General features: G+C 74.3%; 15 protein-coding genes. 5 read left to right on the plus strand and 10 right to left on the minus strand.

Annotated elements, in window-relative coordinates; translation table 11 throughout:
• Positions 1 to 79 precede the first annotated feature (79 nt).
• Both ACERUJ_RS05120 and ACERUJ_RS05125 read left to right on the plus strand, forming a co-directional pair.
• Positions 80 to 994 (plus strand): NAD(P)H-dependent flavin oxidoreductase, encoded by a 915-nt coding sequence (locus tag ACERUJ_RS05120; RefSeq protein WP_370247379.1) that lies wholly within the window; start codon positions 80 to 82, stop codon positions 992 to 994.
• 82 nt (positions 995 to 1076) lie between these two features.
• Positions 1077 to 2267 carry a CapA family protein gene (locus ACERUJ_RS05125; protein ID WP_370247380.1) on the plus strand — a complete coding sequence of 397 codons (1191 nt, stop codon included), beginning with the start codon at positions 1077 to 1079 and terminating at the stop codon, positions 2265 to 2267.
• Here the strand turns inward: ACERUJ_RS05125 and ACERUJ_RS05130 are convergent.
• Together ACERUJ_RS05130 and ACERUJ_RS05135 are read right to left on the minus strand one after the other, a co-directional pair.
• Entirely contained in the window at positions 2227 to 3201 is a 975-nt protein-coding gene (locus tag ACERUJ_RS05130; RefSeq protein WP_370247381.1) for a DMT family transporter, read from the minus strand. The two genes, ACERUJ_RS05125 and ACERUJ_RS05130, sit on opposite strands and share 41 nt — an antisense overlap.
• Positions 3195 to 4304, minus strand: a complete 1110-nt coding sequence (locus tag ACERUJ_RS05135; protein WP_370247383.1) for a GuaB3 family IMP dehydrogenase-related protein — start codon at positions 4302 to 4304, stop codon at positions 3195 to 3197. The genes ACERUJ_RS05130 and ACERUJ_RS05135 overlap by 7 nt, the downstream gene beginning before the upstream one ends.
• Before the next feature lie 88 nt (positions 4305 to 4392).
• On the opposite strand from ACERUJ_RS05135, the gene ACERUJ_RS05140 reads away from it, so the two are divergent.
• On the plus strand, positions 4393 to 5031 hold the full coding sequence (locus ACERUJ_RS05140; protein ID WP_370247384.1) for a SigE family RNA polymerase sigma factor: 639 nt from the start codon (positions 4393 to 4395) through the stop codon (positions 5029 to 5031).
• A complete protein-coding gene (locus tag ACERUJ_RS05145) occupies positions 5028 to 6377 on the plus strand; it encodes a hypothetical protein (RefSeq protein ID WP_370247385.1) in 1350 nt (449 codons plus the stop codon). The genes ACERUJ_RS05140 and ACERUJ_RS05145 overlap by 4 nt, the downstream gene beginning before the upstream one ends.
• Here ACERUJ_RS05145 and guaB read toward each other — a convergent pair.
• The 8 genes from guaB to ACERUJ_RS05185 form a co-directional block, all read right to left on the minus strand.
• Complete coding sequence (gene guaB / locus ACERUJ_RS05150) at positions 6362 to 7864, minus strand: IMP dehydrogenase (RefSeq protein ID WP_370247386.1); 1503 nt, start codon at positions 7862 to 7864, stop codon at positions 6362 to 6364. The two genes, ACERUJ_RS05145 and guaB, sit on opposite strands and share 16 nt — an antisense overlap.
• Positions 7865 to 7943: 79 nt before the next feature.
• Positions 7944 to 8825: a GNAT family N-acetyltransferase gene (locus ACERUJ_RS05155; protein ID WP_370247387.1), complete on the minus strand. Its 882-nt coding sequence runs from the start codon at positions 8823 to 8825 to the stop codon at positions 7944 to 7946.
• Positions 8826 to 8915: 90 nt separating this feature from the next.
• A complete protein-coding gene (locus tag ACERUJ_RS05160; RefSeq protein WP_370247388.1) occupies positions 8916 to 9524 on the minus strand; it encodes a hypothetical protein in 609 nt (202 codons plus the stop codon).
• Positions 9524 to 10063, minus strand: a complete 540-nt coding sequence (locus ACERUJ_RS05165; RefSeq protein ID WP_370247389.1) for a hypothetical protein — start codon at positions 10061 to 10063, stop codon at positions 9524 to 9526. The genes ACERUJ_RS05160 and ACERUJ_RS05165 overlap by 1 nt, the downstream gene beginning before the upstream one ends.
• A 212-nt stretch (positions 10064 to 10275) precedes the next feature.
• Complete coding sequence (groL, locus tag ACERUJ_RS05170; protein ID WP_370247390.1) at positions 10276 to 11895, minus strand: chaperonin GroEL; 1620 nt, start codon at positions 11893 to 11895, stop codon at positions 10276 to 10278.
• Positions 11896 to 12206: 311 nt separating this feature from the next.
• Positions 12207 to 12500 (minus strand): co-chaperone GroES, encoded by a 294-nt coding sequence (groES, locus tag ACERUJ_RS05175; RefSeq protein WP_370247431.1) that lies wholly within the window; start codon positions 12498 to 12500, stop codon positions 12207 to 12209.
• A gap of 187 nt (positions 12501 to 12687) precedes the next feature.
• Positions 12688 to 13758, minus strand: a complete 1071-nt coding sequence (locus ACERUJ_RS05180; RefSeq protein ID WP_370247391.1) for a hypothetical protein — start codon at positions 13756 to 13758, stop codon at positions 12688 to 12690.
• The gene (locus ACERUJ_RS05185) at positions 13755 to 14873 is read right to left on the minus strand and encodes a hypothetical protein (RefSeq protein WP_372715302.1); all 1119 of its coding nucleotides are present in this window, start codon (positions 14871 to 14873) and stop codon (positions 13755 to 13757) included. Before ACERUJ_RS05185 ends, ACERUJ_RS05180 begins: the two co-directional genes overlap by 4 nt.
• 61 nt (positions 14874 to 14934) lie before the next feature.
• Here ACERUJ_RS05185 and ACERUJ_RS05190 point away from each other — a divergent pair, with 61 nt between their 5' ends.
• Positions 14935 to 16116, plus strand: a complete 1182-nt coding sequence (locus ACERUJ_RS05190; protein ID WP_370247394.1) for a methyltransferase domain-containing protein — start codon at positions 14935 to 14937, stop codon at positions 16114 to 16116.
• Positions 16117 to 16153: the final 37 nt, after the last annotated feature.

A 16153-nucleotide genomic window follows, 5' to 3' on the forward strand; every position in this document is an offset into this window, starting at 1 on the left:
GTGAGCCTAGGGGTCGCCTCCGGGTGCGGGGCAGCGCGGGTCGGCACGGGTCGACGTGGTCGGCTCGTAGGGTGGCGGCGTGACCCGCCTGCAGCAGCTGCTCGACGTCGAGATCCCGATCATCCAGGCCCCGATGACCTTCATCGCCCGCGCGCCGCTGGCCGCGGCGGTCTCGGAGGCCGGGGGGCTCGGGATCGTGGAGACGCTCTCCCCCGAGGGCCGCGCCGACCTGCTGCGGATGCGCGAGCTCACCGCCAAGCCGTTCGGCGCCAACCTGATGATCCAGGGCTGGAAGAAGGACCCCTCGATCGTCGACGTGCTCGCCGAGGCCCGGGTGCCGGTGGTCACCACCTCCGCCGGCGACCCCGCCCTGTTCACCGACCGCCTCCACGACGCCGGCATCACCGTGCTGCACGTGGTCGGATCGCTGCGGGCCGCGCAGAAGGCGGCCGACGCCGGGGTCGACGGGCTGGTCGTGGAGGGCGTGGAGGGCGGCGGCTTCAAGAGCGCGGGCGGCGCCTCCACCCTCGTGCTGCTGCCGCTGGTGTGCGGCGCCGTGGATCTGCCCGTCGTCGCGGCCGGCGGCCTGTGCGACGCCGCCTCGGTGGCCGCGGCCTTCGTGCTCGGCGCGGAGGGCGCGCAGCTCGGCACCCGGATGCTGGCCACCGAGGAGGCCGGGGTGCACCCGGCGTTCAAGCAGGCCATCACCGCGGCCGGCGACGACGCCACCGTGCTGCTCTCGGTGCCGGGCAACCCCACGATGCGGGTGCTGCGCAACAACTTCGGCGCCCAGGTGCTGGCCGGGGAGCGGGAGGGCCGCCTGCTCGACGGCATCCACGAGCTCTACTTCGGCGGCGACATGGAGGCCAGCGTCGCCAACACCGGGCAGGTGGCCGCGCGCATCGACGACGTCGTGCCGGTGGCCGAGCTGGTGCGCGGCATCTGGGACGGCGTCCAGGGCGCGCTCGACGCCGGACGCTCCCGGCTGGGCTGACCACTCCGCCCGCTCGGCGCCTCGCGCGAGCCCCGCCCGCGGTCCGTGACAACCACGGGGCCGTGCGGCGCGTCTCCCCTGCATGCCCCGACCCCGCCTGCTCCTCACCGTCGCCTGCCTCGCCGCGGTGGGGGCGGTGCTGCCGGTGGTGATCGCTGTGGGGGGCGCGGGTGGGCGGGGCGGCGTGCCGGCGCCGACCGCGGTGGCCGATCCGGTGCCCGCAGCCGCCCCGAGTGCCGCGCCGCCGCGCACACCGGACCCTCCGCGCACGCTGACGCTCACGATGGGCGGGGACCTGCTGTGGCACAACACCGTGTGGCAGGCCGCGCAGACCGACGCCGCCCGCACGGGCCGTGGCACCGACGGCTACGACTTCGACCCGATGTTCGCCGGCGTGCGGTCCTGGTTCGCCGACGCCGACCTGGCGCTGTGCCACGAGGAGGTGCCGTTCGCCGCCCCGGGGGCCGCGCCGCGCAGCTACCCCCTCTTCGCCGCGCCACCGGCGGTCGCGCCCTGGCTGGCCTCGATGGGCTTCGACGCCTGCACCACGGCCTCCAACCACTCCCTCGACGACGGGTTCGAGGGCCTGGTGCGCACCCACCGGATGCTGCGGGCGCAGGGCATCGCCCCCGTCGGCACCTTCCCGACCGCGGCCGCGCGGCGGCGTCCGGTGCTCCTCACCACCGACGACGGCGTGCGCGTCGGGATCGTGGCCGGCACCTACGGCACCAACGGTCTGCCGCTCCCCGAGGGCCGGGCGTGGTCGGTGTCGCTGTGGGACGCGGAGAACCTGCTGGCCCAGGCCCGTCGGGCGCGGGCGGCCGGGGCGGACATCGTGGTGGTGCACCTCCACGGCGACGCCGAGTACGTGAGCACCCCCACCGCCACCCAGCAGGCGCTGGTCGCGCGGCTGACCCGCTCGCCCGACGTCGACCTCGTGCTCGGCGAGCACGCGCACGTGGTGCAGCCGATCACGCGGGTGAACGGCACCTGGGTGGCCTACGGGATGGGCAACCTCGTGGCCCAGCACGAGACGTGGCGCAGCGACGCCTACCGCGGCGTGGTCGTGCGCTTCACCTTCACCGAGCAGCCCGCCGGGAGCGGCGGCGGGTTCGAGGTCACCGGGGCGGAGTACAGCGCGGTGGGCTGGAACGTCGGCGGCGCCGGCACCCCGATCCGGGTGCGACGCCTGCCGCCCTCCTCGGCCGGGGCACAGGCGGTGCGCGCCGACGTCACGGCGCTGGGGGCGGCACCGGGTCTGCGGCTGCGGTAGCGGTCTGCGCGGACGGACGCCGGGCGAGACTCGCCACCGCCCCCAGCACCGCCACGACCCCGAGCACCCCGAGCACGCCGAGCCGCTCGTCGAGCACGACGGCGGCGGCCAGCGCCGCCGTCACCGGCTCGAGGAGGCTCGCGAGCACGGCGGCGCTGCTGCTGGTGGTGCGCAGTCCGGCGTAGAGCAGGGCGTAGGCCAGGGCGAAGGTGGCCGCGCCGAGGTAGAGCAGGGTGAGCAGGGCTGCGGGGTCGCCGGTGGCCACCGGATCGCCGGCGACGAGGGCGACCAGCAGCGCGACCGGCACCATCCCGGCCGCCCCGACCGTGGTGGTGGCGCAGGTGAGCACCAGCGGGTCGGCGTCCTGGGCGGCGCGCTCCCCGAGCACCGTGGCGAGGGCGTAGGCGGTGCCGGAGCCGAGGGAGGCCACGACCCCGAGGACGGGGTGGCTGCCGGTGCTGGCACCACCGCCGGCCACGCTCACGAGCACCAGCCCGGTGAGGGCTGCGACGACCGGCACGACGGCCGCCGGCGTGGGCACCCGACGGGCCACGACGGCGTCGCGGACCGCCAGCAGCACGGGCGCGACCCCGAGGCTCACCACGGTGGACACGCTCACCCCCACCGCGACCACGCCGGCGAAGTACAGCGCCTGGTAGAGCGCGGTGAGGCCGCCGACGGTGACGACCAGGGCGGGCCGGGTCCGCATGAGGTCGCGCACCGCCGGGCCGCGGCGCAGGAGCAGGGCCGCCGCGGCGAGCACGAGCGCGGCGATCCCCACCCGCCACGCGCTGATCGTGAGCGGGCTCAGCGGCGCGTGGTCGCGCACGACCTCGACGGCGAGCCCCCCGGTGCCCCACAGCACGCCGGCGAGACAGACCTGGGCGAGCCCCCAGCCGGGCCGGTCGGCCCGGGGGCCCCCGGCGTTCAGCACCCGGTGACGACCTCCACGCGCTGGAACTCCTTGAGCTCGGTGTAGCCGGTGGTGGCCATGGAGCGCCGCAGCGCGCCGATGAGGTTCATCGTGCCGTCGGCCACGTGCGAGGGGCCGAACAGGATCTGCTCGAGGGTGCCGACCTGCTCGAACTGCACCCGCTGGCCGCGCGGGAGGTCGCCGTGGTGGGCCTCGGCGCCCCAGTGGAAGCCCAGGCCGGGGGCGTCGGTGGCGCGGGCGAAGGGCGAGCCCACCATCACGGCGTCGGCGCCGCAGGCGATCGCCTTGGCGAGGTCGCCGGAGGTGCCGATCGAGCCGTCGGCGATGACGTGCACGTAGCGGCCGCCGGACTCGTCGAGGTAGTCGCGCCGGGCTGCGGCGACGTCGGCCACGGCGCTTGCCATGGGCACCGCGACGCCGAGCACGGTGCGGGTGGTGTGGGCGGCTCCCCCGCCGAAGCCGACGAGCACGCCCGCCGCGCCGGTGCGCATCAGGTGCAGCGCGGCCTGGTGGGTGGCGCAGCCGCCGACGATGACGGGGACGTCGAGCTCGTAGATGAACTCCTTGAGGTTCAGCGGCTCGGCCTGGCCCGACACGTGCTCGGCGCTGACGGTGGTGCCGCGGATCACGAACATGTCGACCCCGGCGTCGACGACGGTCTTGGCGAACTCCTGGGTGCGCTGCGGCGACAGCGAGCCGGCGACGGTGACGCCGGCGTCGCGGATCTGGCGCACGCGCTCGGTGATCAGCTCGGCCTTGACCGGCTCGGTGTAGATCTGCTGCATCCGGCGGGTGGCCTCGGCGCCCTCCAGGCCGGCGACCTCCTCGAGCAGGCCGGTGGGGTCCTCGTACCGGGTCCACAGGCCCTCGAGGTTGAGCACGCCCAGCCCGCCGAACCGGCCCAGGGTGATCGCGGTCTCCGGCGACATCACCGAGTCCATCGGTGCGGCGAGCACGGGGATGTCGAAGCGGTAGGCGTCGATCTGCCAGACCGTGCTGACCTCCTCGGGGTCGCGGGTGCGCCGGGAGGGCACGATCGCGATGTCGTCGAAGGAGTACGCGCGGCGGGCCCGCTTGGCCTGGCCGATCTGGATCTCGCTCACCGGAGGACTCTATCGAGGAACACCGACAGTCCCGACAACCCGCGAGACGCGGGCAACCTCCACGACCCTCCAGCGCGTAGGAGGGAGTATGACCGCCATGATCGGGGACGCCGGCCCACCGGGCCGCCCAGTTCTCGGGGAGCCCGACCCCGCGCTGCCCACCCGTCCCGCGCCCCGTACCGGCTCCCGCGGCGCCGCGAGGGGCGCCGGAACCGGCTCCGGGATCGCCTTCGACGAGTTCGTCGCCGCCCGCTCCAGCGCCCTGCTCCGCACCGCCTACCTCCTCACCCGCGACCACGGCCGGGCGGAGGACCTGCTGCAGACCTCACTCGCCAAGTGCTGGTCGGCCTGGTCGCGCATCGACGGCGACCCCGAGCCCTACGTGCGCCGCACGCTCGTGACGACGTACACCAGCTGGTGGCGGCGCCGGTGGAACGGGGAGATGCCGCAGGGCGACCTCCCCGAGCAGAGCCTGACCGCGCCCGCCGCGGACCAGGCTGTCGCGCACCGCCACGATCTCTGGACCGCGCTGGGCCGACTCCCCCGCCGTCAGCGCGCCACCCTGGTCCTCCGCTTCGTCGAGGACCTCACCGTGCAGGAGACCGCAGCGGTCCTCGGGGTCTCCACGGGGACCGTGAAGAGCCAGACCTCCAAGGCCCTCGCCGCCCTGCGCATCGACCCCTCGCTCGCTGCGGCACACGACCACCACCCGGAGACCATGACATGAGCCACGACCTCGACGACCTGCGCCGCACCCTGCACGAGCACCGCCACGACCTGCACGACGAGGTCGGCACGGCTGCCCGACTCCACAGCGTGCACCGACGGATCCGCAGGGCGCGTCGCCGGCGCGCGACGGCCGTGGGCTCCGTCCTCGCCCTGGCCATCGGCGGAGGAGGAGGCTGGTGGCTCAGCACCGGCGACGCCCGCCCGGACCCTGCGCCCGCGGCGTCACTGTTCGGGATCGACGTGCCCGAGTCGATCCGGATCGAGGGCATGCGCTACGACCTCGCCTCGCTCACCGACGTCGGCCTCGGCCGGGAGCAGACCGTGCGCGCGCGTGGCGCCGACGCCCGGCCGGCGCTGCGGGCGCTCGTGGTGGCCGGCCTCGACGAAGGCTACGTGACGCTGAGCACCGGTGGCGACCTCCTCGCCCGCGCCCACTCGGACGGCCTCACGCCGGCCGCGGAGACGAACGGTGACCGCGTGGACGTCACCTCGTCGCAGGACACCGACGTCCGCGTGGGTGTCGCCACCTACGTTCCCACCACCGACCTGGGACCGGGTCTGGTCGGGCCCGGTGGCACGACCTTCCGCCAGACGAGCGACGGCCGCGTGCTGGAACGCGCCGTGTTCGCCCGGCCCGGCCGACCCGCGGCGCTGAGCCTGACCACCGCGACCGCCGGGCCGGTGTGGACGATGAGCACGTGCGCGACCGCGCTCGACGGGCTCTGGGTGCGTGAGGAGATCGACGGGGAGCCGCGCGTGTGGAGCACCTGTGGCCCCGAGGGCGACCTGGACGCCGCCCGGGACTCGGCCCGGGTCGACACGCTGCCCGCGGGCACCACCGTCGGCATCGTCGTCTCCCGCACCCGCAACGGCCCGCCGGTGACCGTCTCCGCCAGCCCGGGTGCGCCCGACGTGACCCTGGGCCTCGCCCTCTACCGACCCGGACCCGAGGTCGAGACGACCATGGGCCCGATGGCACGCGAGATCCTCGACGGTGGACGCCGATGGGTGCTGGACCGGATCCTGACCGCGAACGACGTGCGGACCGACCCCGACCTCGCCACCCCCGCCGTGACCGGCGACGACCGGCTCGTCCGGCTCGCGAACCTGCCGCTGCGCGGTGTCGAACCTCGCGGCCCGGCCAACGGCGGACGCGACGTGACGATCACGCTGACCTCACCCAGCGACACCCTGGGGCTGACGCAGACAGGGTCCGCCTTCAGCGGCAGTCTCGGCACCGTCGGGACGATGCTGAGCGGGGAGACCTACCGCATCACGCTGACCGGACCCGGCGCCGGCGAGGCACTCGTCCTGGTCTACCGGCCCTCTCAGGAGCCGCTGTAGTTCGGCGCCTCGACGGTCATCTGCACCCCGTGGGGGTGGCTCTCCTTGAGCGAGGCGGCGGTGATGCGGATGAACCGGCCCTTGTCCTGCAGCTCCGGGATGGTGCGGGCCCCGACGTAGAACATCGACTGGTTCAGGCCGCCGATGAGCTGGTGGGCCACCGCGGCCAGCGGGCCGCGGTAGGCCACCTGGCCCTCGATGCCCTCGGGCACGATCTTGTCGTCGCTGGCGACCTCGGCCTGGAAGTAGCGGTCCTTGGAGTAGGACTTGCGGCCCCGGCTCGACATCGCCCCCAGCGAGCCCATGCCGCGGTAGGCCTTGAACTGCTTGCCGTTGACGAACACCAGCTCGCCGGGCGACTCCTCGCAGCCGGCCAGCAGCGAGCCGACCATCACCGCGTCGGCACCGGCCACCAGGGCCTTGGCGATCTCACCGGAGTGCTTCATGCCGCCGTCGGCGATCACCGGCACCCCGGCCGGCTTGCACGCCAGGGAGGCCTCGTAGACGGCCGTCACCTGCGGCACACCGACGCCGGTGACCACGCGGGTGGTGCAGATCGAGCCGGGTCCGACGCCGACCTTCACGGCGTCGGCGCCGGCGTCGACGAAGGACTGGGCGCCCTCACGGGTGGCCACGTTGCCGCCGATCACCTGCACGTGGCGGGTGGCGGGATCGGTCTTGAGCCGGCGCACCATGTCGAGCAGCATCGCGACGTTGCCGTGGGCGGTGTCGGCGACGAGCACGTCGACGCCGGCCTCGATCAGGGTGGTGGCACGCTCCCAGGCGTCGCCGAAGTAGCCGATGGCGGCACCGACCATGAGGCGGCCCTGGGCGTCGTGGGAGGCGAGCGGGAACTGCTCGGACTTCACGAAGTCCTTGACGGTGATCAGCCCGCCCAAGCGGCCCTGGTCGTCGACCAGCGGGAGCCGCTCGCGCTTGTGCTTGCGCAGCAGCACGGTCGCCTCCTCCCGCGAGATGCCGACCGGGCCGGTGATGAGCGGCATGGGCGTCATCACCTCCTCGACCTTGGTGGTGGCCCACTCCGCGACGGGGGTGAAGCGCAGGTCGCGGTTGGTGATGATGCCGAGCAGCCGGTCGTCGGCGTCGACCACGGGCAGGCCGGAGACCCGGTACTCGCCGCAGATGCGGTCCAGGTCCTCCAGGGTGCGGTCCGGGGTGATGGTCACCGGGTTGGTGATGATGCCGGTCTGGGTGCGCTTGACCAGGTCGACCTGGTAGGCCTGGTCGGCGATCGAGAGGTTGCGGTGCAGCACGCCCAACCCGCCCTGGCGCGCCATGGCGATGGCCATGCGCGACTCGGTGACGGTGTCCATGGCCGCACTCACCAGCGGCACGCGGATCGAGAGCTCCCGGGTGAGCCGGGTGGTGGTGTCGATGTCGCTGGGCGCGAGATCGGAGTACCCCGGCAGGAGGAGCACGTCGTCGTAGGTGAGACCGAGGGCGGCGAACTTGTCGGGAACCTCCACCGCCTCAGTCTAGGGTGCGCCTCGCCGGCGCGAGCACCTGGTGGACGTGATCTGCGGCGCGCGGCCGCCGCGGGCCGGCTCAGCGTCGGCGGGCCTCCACGACGGCGATGCGCACGGTGAGCCGGTCGCCGGCCATCCGGATCCGACCGCGCAGCCCGGCCGCCATCACCATCGGCATCACGGCACGGTTGTCGCTGCTGGTGGCCAGCACGATCTCGTGGGCACCGGCCGCCCGTGCGGCGCGCACGGCCTCCCCGAGCAGCCGCGTGCCGACACCCCGGCGCTGCCAGCTGACCTCGACCGCCAGCTCGACCGGCCGGGTGGCGGGGTCGGCGGCCTCGGGCTCACCGAGGACCGCGCGCCCGATGGCGACGCCGTCGGCCAGCGCGGTGATCACCGGCCCGTCGGTGACGTAGGCCGGGGTGGCGCCGGTGCCGAGGCGCCGGTCCCCGCTCGGGGCGAAGGCCGGGCGCTCCCGCCCCAGGACGTCGCTGACCAGCGCCGCCATCGCCTCGCCGCGGGCCCGCTCGATCGCGGTGAACGGTGCTTCGCGCCGGATCTGCACCTCGACCTCGCCGACGACGAGCTCCATCACGTCCTGGTGGGCGGCGGTGGGCACGACGTCGGCGTCGAAGAGGGTGGCCACGATCTCGGGGAAGGAGGTGGGGGCCGCCAGGACCGCGCGGGCGGCCGCGACGTAGCGCGTGGGCTGGTCCTCGCGCGCCTGCTCCCCGCAGGGTCGGGCGTGGGCGGACTCCCCGCCGGCACGCTCGACCAGGGCGGCGAGCTCCTCGGCCCGCCAGCCCTCGGGGGCCTCGAGCACGAGCTCGTCGGTGACGCTGCCGGCGCCGGGGAAGACCTGCAGGGCGACGATGTTCACCCCGGCCCGGCCGCACTCCTGCGCCAGCACCGCGAGCGCCCCGGGCCGGTCGGGCAGGGTGGCGCGCAGTCTCCAGAGCATGGCTCGAGCCTCACCTCCACCTGTTGCGGGTCGTGGACACCGGTGTTTCACCGGTGCTAATTGACCCGGGCGCCCGGCGGCGACCCGCCCTCAGAGGAGGATCAGGTCGTCGAGCTTCCACACGCCGTTGCGGCGCGCCATGGTGACCAGCACCCGGCTGGGACGCACCTCCCCCGCGTCGGCGGAGGGGGCGACCTCGGTGAGGTCGACGAAGGCGAGCACCTCGATGCGCTCGGAGGTGAGGACCCGGGCGAGCCCCGCGCCGCGCACGCTCGCGGTGGTGACCTGCCGCCGCACCAGGGCCGCGGGCCGGATCCGCTGCTCCACCAGGGTGGCGTAGGTGCGGGCGTAGCCGGGGGTCATCGTCGCCTGGGCGCGCCGCACCCCGCCGTCGAGGTCGCGGTAGTCGACGGCGAGCACCGAGGGCAGCACCGCGGCCGCGGCAGCGACCGCCTCACCGGAGTCGCCCGGCAGGGTGACGGCGGCCTCGCGCGCGGTGTCACCGCTGGTGACGGTGAGCGTGCCGGGCGGCTGCTCCCGGGACACACCGAGCCACAGGCACAGCGCCGAGAGCAGGATCACCAACAGGCCCAGCAGCACGACGTACGGCGGCTCCCAGCCCTGCGGCCGGCTCCGCAGCCGGGTGACGACGTTGGGCTGGTGCAGCGACTCGATGCCGTCGTCGACGCGGGTGCTCATCAGGCCACCTCGGCGAGGTCGTCGAGGTACCAGCCGTCCTCGAGCCGCTGCAGCACGACCCGCATGCGGTAGGGCGCGGTGCGCGCGCCGGCGGCGGAGGTGGTGGTGACGTCGACGGCCACCAGGACCTGGGCCGAGCGCGCGGTGAGGTACTCCAGGCCGACGCCGCCGGTGGGCACCCGGGCGGTGAGGTCGAGGTCGAGGGTGCGCACCCGGCGGACCAGACCGTTCACGCGGTCGTCGTAGGAGGCACGGAAGGTCGGGCTGCTGAGTTGCCGCAGCCGCGCGACGTCGCCCGCAGCGCGCGCGTGCCGCAGCGTGAAGTAGGCGAGGGTGACCTCGCGGGCCGCCCGGATGGCCTGGTCGGCCTCGGTGGCGGAGGCGCGCATGGGAGCGGGAGCGTCGTCGCGCCGGTCCTGGACCTGCACGGTGACCGCCAGCAGCAGTCCGGCCAGGAGCAGGACGAGCAGCACCGACACGGCTCGCGGGACGCCGTCCTTCTCCGGGACGTCCGCGGCGATCGAGCGCGCGCGCACCATGGTTGTTCCTTCCCCTCCGACCCGATGACGGGTCCCCCCGACCTGACGGTAGCGCGCGACCGAGCGGCCGGCAGCCGAATCCGCGGAACCCGTGGGGGTACCCCCTCACCGCGGCGCGCGGACCCCCGGGACGCAGCACGGGACACGGCCCGGATGCGCGACGCCCCCGCCGGGACCCGAGGGTCCCGACGGGGGCGTCGTGGGGAGGTGGATCAGTGGCCGTGGCCATGACCGTGACCGGCCGCGGCGGGCTCCTCCTCCTCGGGCTTGTCCACGACGAGCGTCTCGGTGGTGAGCAGCATCGCGGCGATCGAGGTGGCGTTGATCAGCGCCGAGCGGGTGACCTTGACCGGGTCGAGGACGCCCTGGGCGACGAGGTCGCCGTACTCGCCGGTGGCGGCGTTGTAGCCCTGGCCGACGCCGAGGTCGCGCACCTTGGTGGTCACGACGTAGCCGTTCTCGCCGCCGTTCTCGGCGATCCAGCGCAGCGGCTCGTCGGCGGCCTTGCGCACCACGCGCACGCCCACGGCCTCGTCACCGGTGAGGCCGAGGTCGTCCTCGAGCACCGACACGGCGTGGATGAGGGCCGAGCCGCCGCCGGCGACGATGCCCTCCTCGATGGCCGCACGGGTGGCGGAGACGGCGTCCTCGATGCGGTGCTTCTTCTCCTTCAGCTCCACCTCGGTGGCGGCGCCGACCTTGATCACGCACACGCCGCCGGCCAGCTTCGCGAGGCGCTCCTGCAGCTTCTCGCGGTCCCAGTCGGAGTCGGTGTTCTCGATCTCGGCCTTGATCTGGTTGACCCGGCCCTCGACCGCGGCGGAGTTCCCCGCACCGTCGACGATGGTGGTGTTGTCCTTGGTGACGACGACGCGGCGGGCGGTGCCCAGCACGTCGAGGCCGACCTGGTCGAGCTTGAGGCCGACCTCGGGGGCCACCACGGTGCCGCCGGTGAGCACGGCGATGTCCTGCATCATGGCCTTGCGACGGTCACCGAAGGCGGGGCTCTTCACCGCGACGGCGTTGAAGGTGCCGCGGATCTTGTTGACCACCAGGGTCGAGAGCGCCTCGCCCTCGACGTCCTCGGCGAGGATGAACAGCGGCTTGCCGGCGGCGATGACCTTCTCCAGGAGGGGCAGCAGGTCGGCGATCGCCGAGATCTTGCCCTGGTGCAGCAGGATGTAGGGGTCGTCGAGGACGGCCTCCATCCGCTCGGGGTCGGTCACGAAGTACTGGCTGATGTAGCCCTTGTCGAACTGCATGCCCTCGGTGAACTCCAGCTCGGTGCCCATGGTGTTGGACTCCTCGACCGTGATCACGCCGTCCTTGCCGACCTTGTCGAAGGCGTCGGCCAGCAGGTCGCCGATGTGGGCGTCGCGGCTGGAGATCGTGGCGACCGAGGCCATGTCGGCCTTGGTCTCGACCTCGCGGGCGGCCTCGCGCAGGGCGGTGCCGACGGCCTCGGCGGCGGCGTCCATGCCCCGCTTGAGGCCCATCGGGTTCGCACCGGCGGCCACGGCCCGCAGACCGGCGTGCACCATCGCCTGGGCGAGCACGGTGGCGGTGGTGGTGCCGTCGCCGGCGACGTCGTTGGTCTTGGTGGCGACCTCCTTGGTGAGCTGCGCACCGAGGTTCTCGAAGGGGTCGTCCAGCTCGATCTCACGGGCGACGGTGACGCCGTCGTTGGTGATCGTGGGGGCGCCCCACTTCTTGTCGAGCACGACGTAGCGGCCCTTGGGGCCGAGGGTCACCTTGACGGCGTTGGCGAGCGCATCGACGCCGCGCTCGAGGGCGCGGCGGGCGTTCTCGTCGAACTCCAGGATCTTGGGCATGAGGGGTTACTCCCTGCAGAAGGTGTGGGTGTCTCGGGACGTGCGGGTGGCGGCGCGCCCACCACGGGGCGGACGCCGGACTGGCAGGGCCCCGCGGTGCGGTGCCCTGCCAGTCGGGGTGTCAGGTGTGAGGTGCCGGTCGACTCCCGACCGGCACTCTCCGGTCCTGGTGCACCGGGCGCATCGCGCTCGGCACTCTCAGGTCCTGACGTGCTCCGCGCCCGGCTGGGAAGGCGCGGCCGCGAAGGCGACCTTGGAGGCGGAGCGGTCGTCGAGCGGCCGCAACGCTCCCAGCCGGGATGCGGAGTGCGTCAGGAGACGACGGCGAGGACGTCGCGGGCGGAGAGGATGAGGTACTCCTGGCCGCCGTACTTGACCTCGGTGCCGCCGTACTTGCTGAAGATGACCTTGTCGCCGACCGCGACGTCGAGGGGGACGCGGTTGCCGTTGTCGTCGACGCGACCGGGGCCCAGCGCGAGGACCTCGCCCTCCTGGGGCTTCTCCTTGGCGGTGTCCGGGATGACCAGGCCCGAGGCCGTGGTCTGCTCGGCGTCGAGCGGCTTGACGACGATGCGGTCCTCGAGAGGCTTGATGTTGACCGACACTGGATCGACCTTCCACTTCACGGATAGGGGCTTGTACGTGCAGGGTGGTCCGCGGTGGTGCGCCGTCGCGGGGGTCGCACCGGCAGGACCGTTGGCACCCTCGGGTCGAGAGTGCCAATCAGAAACTAGCACTCATGCCCCATGAGTGCCAGCAAGGCCCCCGTCCCCCGACCCCGGGACCGCCCGCTCAGACGACGGCGCTCCAGCGCAGGGGCAGCGAGGTCGGGCACGCCCCGTCCGGCGCGCCACCCGACCGCAACTCCTGCTGCGCAGTGAGCAGCAGCGTCCGCTCACCCTCGCCCTCGACCTCGGCGACCAGTCGCACGCGCCCCGGGTCGGTGTCCCGTGAGACCAGGATCAGGGGGCGCCCCTCGAGGCTGGCCCGCAGGTCGGTGAGGTCGTAGACCCCGCAGTCGCGCTCTCCCACGCTCACCACCGGCGCGGGGAAGACCGTGGTGTCGACCACGAGCCACCGCTGCGCGGGGTCGCTCACCCAGCCGCGGTCGACCAGCCACGGCGCCCGGGCCACAGCCAGGCCGCACGAGGCGTCCTCGGGAGCGAGCCGCACCCCGCGGCCGGCGGCACCCGGCACCTGCGCGGCAGCGCAGGCGCGCGGGGCCTGGGCCAGCGCGTCGGGCTGCCCGTAGAGCGACTGCGCGACGGTCCCGGCGGCGGGGACCGCCTCGCGGGCGGCGGGGTCGAACCGCTGGGTGACGCCGTCGAACTCGACCTCCAGGGCGAGGTCGGCGACCACGCCGCCCGGTCGCGCACCCGCCACGGCGATCCAGGCACCGCCGTCGACGCCGAGCGGACCGGTCGCCTGCTCCGACCCGGCCTCGAGGGGCTCACCCGTGACATCGACCAGGGCGACGTCGTCCAGCGGAGAGCGCTCCTCCCCCGCCACCAGGGTGAGATGGGCGAGCGGGAACTCGCCCTCGCCGCTGCGCATCACCCGCGGCATCCCCTGGGTGTCGCTCTGCCAGCTGACGCCGATCCAGGCGCCGTCGCCCTCTACCCCGACGCGGCGGTCGACGGTCGGGACCGACTCCTGGGGCTGGCCGATCGTGACGATCAGCCGCCCGGTGGGCACCCGTACGTCGAGCGGGTCGCCCTCCGGTGCCCCGAGGGCGGGCAGGACGGTGCCGATCGCCTCCGTGGGCACGGCCTCCTCACCCGTGCAGCCGGCCAGCGCAGCGCCGATCAGCAGCATCGCCGCCACCGCCGCCACGGTGGGCCGGGTGGGGACGGAGCGCGTCACAGCGCGACCTCCCAGCGCAACGACAGCTGCGCAGGGCAGCCCGGATCGTCGTCGTCGCCGCGCTGGACGGTCTCGATCGTGAGCGTTCCCGGACCGTCCGCGGAGGTCGGGGCCACGACGGTCGACGTACCGGTGGGTCCGGTGACCGGCTCGCCGTCGAGGGGCTGCAGCTCCACCGGAACGCCGTCGAGGGTGGCAGTGACGGCGGCGCTCAGGTCGACGTCGCGGGCGTAGGACCCGCACAGCGACCTTCCGACGCGTGCGCCGCTCGCAAGGCTGAGGTAGAGCCGGGCGCTGAACCAGCCGCCGTCGACGTCGCTCACCCACCCGCGCCCGCGCAGCCAGGGCACCGTCGCTGAGGTCAGTCGACAGGTCGGCGGGGCGAGACCGAGGCTGGTCCGGTCCGCGGCCGCACCGGTGACCACCGGGCGGCCGCACTCGCGCTCGGTCTGCGCCTGCCGGTCGCTGTCGCGGTAGAGCGTCGCGGCCGGGCTGGACGCGCTGACGTCGGCGAACGGGTTCAGTGCCGTGAACTCCTGGGTCTCACCGTCGAACTCCACCGTGAGCCGCCAGTCGGTCCGGCCCAACTCGACGTCGAGGTCGCTGCCCGCGTCGGCCGCAGCGAGGTAGACCCCGCCCAGGCCCGTGATCGGGGCGAGGTCGTCGTCGCCCAGGGCCGCGACCCCGGAGTCGGTGAGGAGCACCTCGTCGAGGTCGTAGGTGCGGTCCTCGATCTCGAGCTCGACGTGCGCCCGCGGGTACGGGCCGGACCCGTCGGCGCGCATCGCCTCCGGTGCTGCTCGGGTGTCGGTCTGCCACCCGATACCGATCCACGCCGCACCGTCGGGCACCCCGAGCACACCCTCGGGCGTCGTGATCTCCCGACGCGGTGCCCCGATCGTCATCACGACCTCGGCCGTGGGCAGCCGCACCACGACGGCCTGACCGCCGGGGTCGACGACGTTGTCCACGAACGTGCCGACGGCGCGCTCCTCGGCGTCGGAGCCGAGCAGTCCGCAACCGGTGAGGAAGGCGGGGGCGGTGAGACCGAGACCGACGGTCCGCAGGAGTCGGCGGCGGGCCGGAGCGGGACCGGTGGGCAGGGAGGTCAGCACCCCCGGCTGTTTCCACCGCCCCGCGAGGTCGAAACCGCGGACTGCTTGGGAGGATCGCGTCATGGATCTGGCGAGCCTGGAGTGGCTGCTCACCGACGAGGGCCGGCACGTGCTCGCCGAGGCCGAGGCGGCGGTGGCGCAGGGCGGGGACCCGCTCGCGGTGCAGCAGCGACTGCGCCGCGCGGTGCAGGCCGATCCCTCCCAGATCGCGACTGCGCTGAGCCAGGTCGAGCTGCGGGCGCACGCCGTGGCGAAGTTCGGCGACGACGCAGCGCGGATGTACTTCACCCGCGACGCGCTCGAGCAGGCGACGCGGCTGAGCGTGGCCCGGCACCGGGCGGCGCGGCTGCGCGCCTTCGGGGGCGGGTCGCTGGTCGACCTGGGCTGCGGGCTCGGGGGCGACCTCATCGCCGCCGCCGAGGCCGGTCTCGTCGTGGCCGGGGTCGACCTCGACCCGGTGCGCGTGGCCCTGGCCCGGGCCAACCTGGCGGCCCTCGACCTGCCGGGGGCGGTGATGGTGGCCGACGCGGTGGAGCTCGACACCTCCGGTTTCGACGTCGCCTTCGCCGACCCCGCCCGACGCGGGGCCGCCGGACGCACGTGGCAGGCCGAGGACTGGACACCGCCGTGGTCGTTCGTGGAGACGCTGCTGCGCCGCGACGCGTGCGTGAAGGTGGCCCCGGGCGTCCCCCACGACCTGATCCCCGACGACGTCGAGGGCGAGTGGGTCAGCGATCACGGCGAGGTGAAGGAGGCCGCGCTGTGGAGCGGGCGGCTGACCACCGTGCGGCGCCGCGCGACGGTGATCGGCGACGGCGGCCTGGCCACGCTCACCGACGAGGACGACCCCGGCCGTGAGGAGATCGGCACCCGCGCCGTCGGCGGCTTCCTCTACGAGCCCGACGGTGCGGTGATCCGCGCCGGTCTGGTCACCGCCGTCGCCGCCGGCGTGCAGGGCGCCCTGCTCGACCCGAAGATCGCCTACGTCACCTCCGACGCCGCCTTCCGCTCCCCCTTCGCCCGCGGCTACCGCGTGCTGGAGGAGCTGCCCTACCGCGAGAAGGCGCTCAAGGCGGCGTTGAAGGAGCGCGACATCGGCACCCTGACCATCAAGAAGCGCGGGGTGGACGTCGTGCCCGAGCAGCTGCGCAAGCGGCTCGGGCTGCGCGGGTCGGTGCCGGCGACGCTGGTGCTCACCCGGGTGGCCGGCGAGGGCACGGCCCTGCTCGTCCAGCCGGTCTGAGCGCGGCCCCGGCGCCGGGACCGACGACACGCTGGTC

Source organism: Nocardioides sp. (assembly GCF_964228225.1).
GTDB lineage: Bacteria > Actinomycetota > Actinomycetes > Propionibacteriales > Nocardioidaceae > Nocardioides.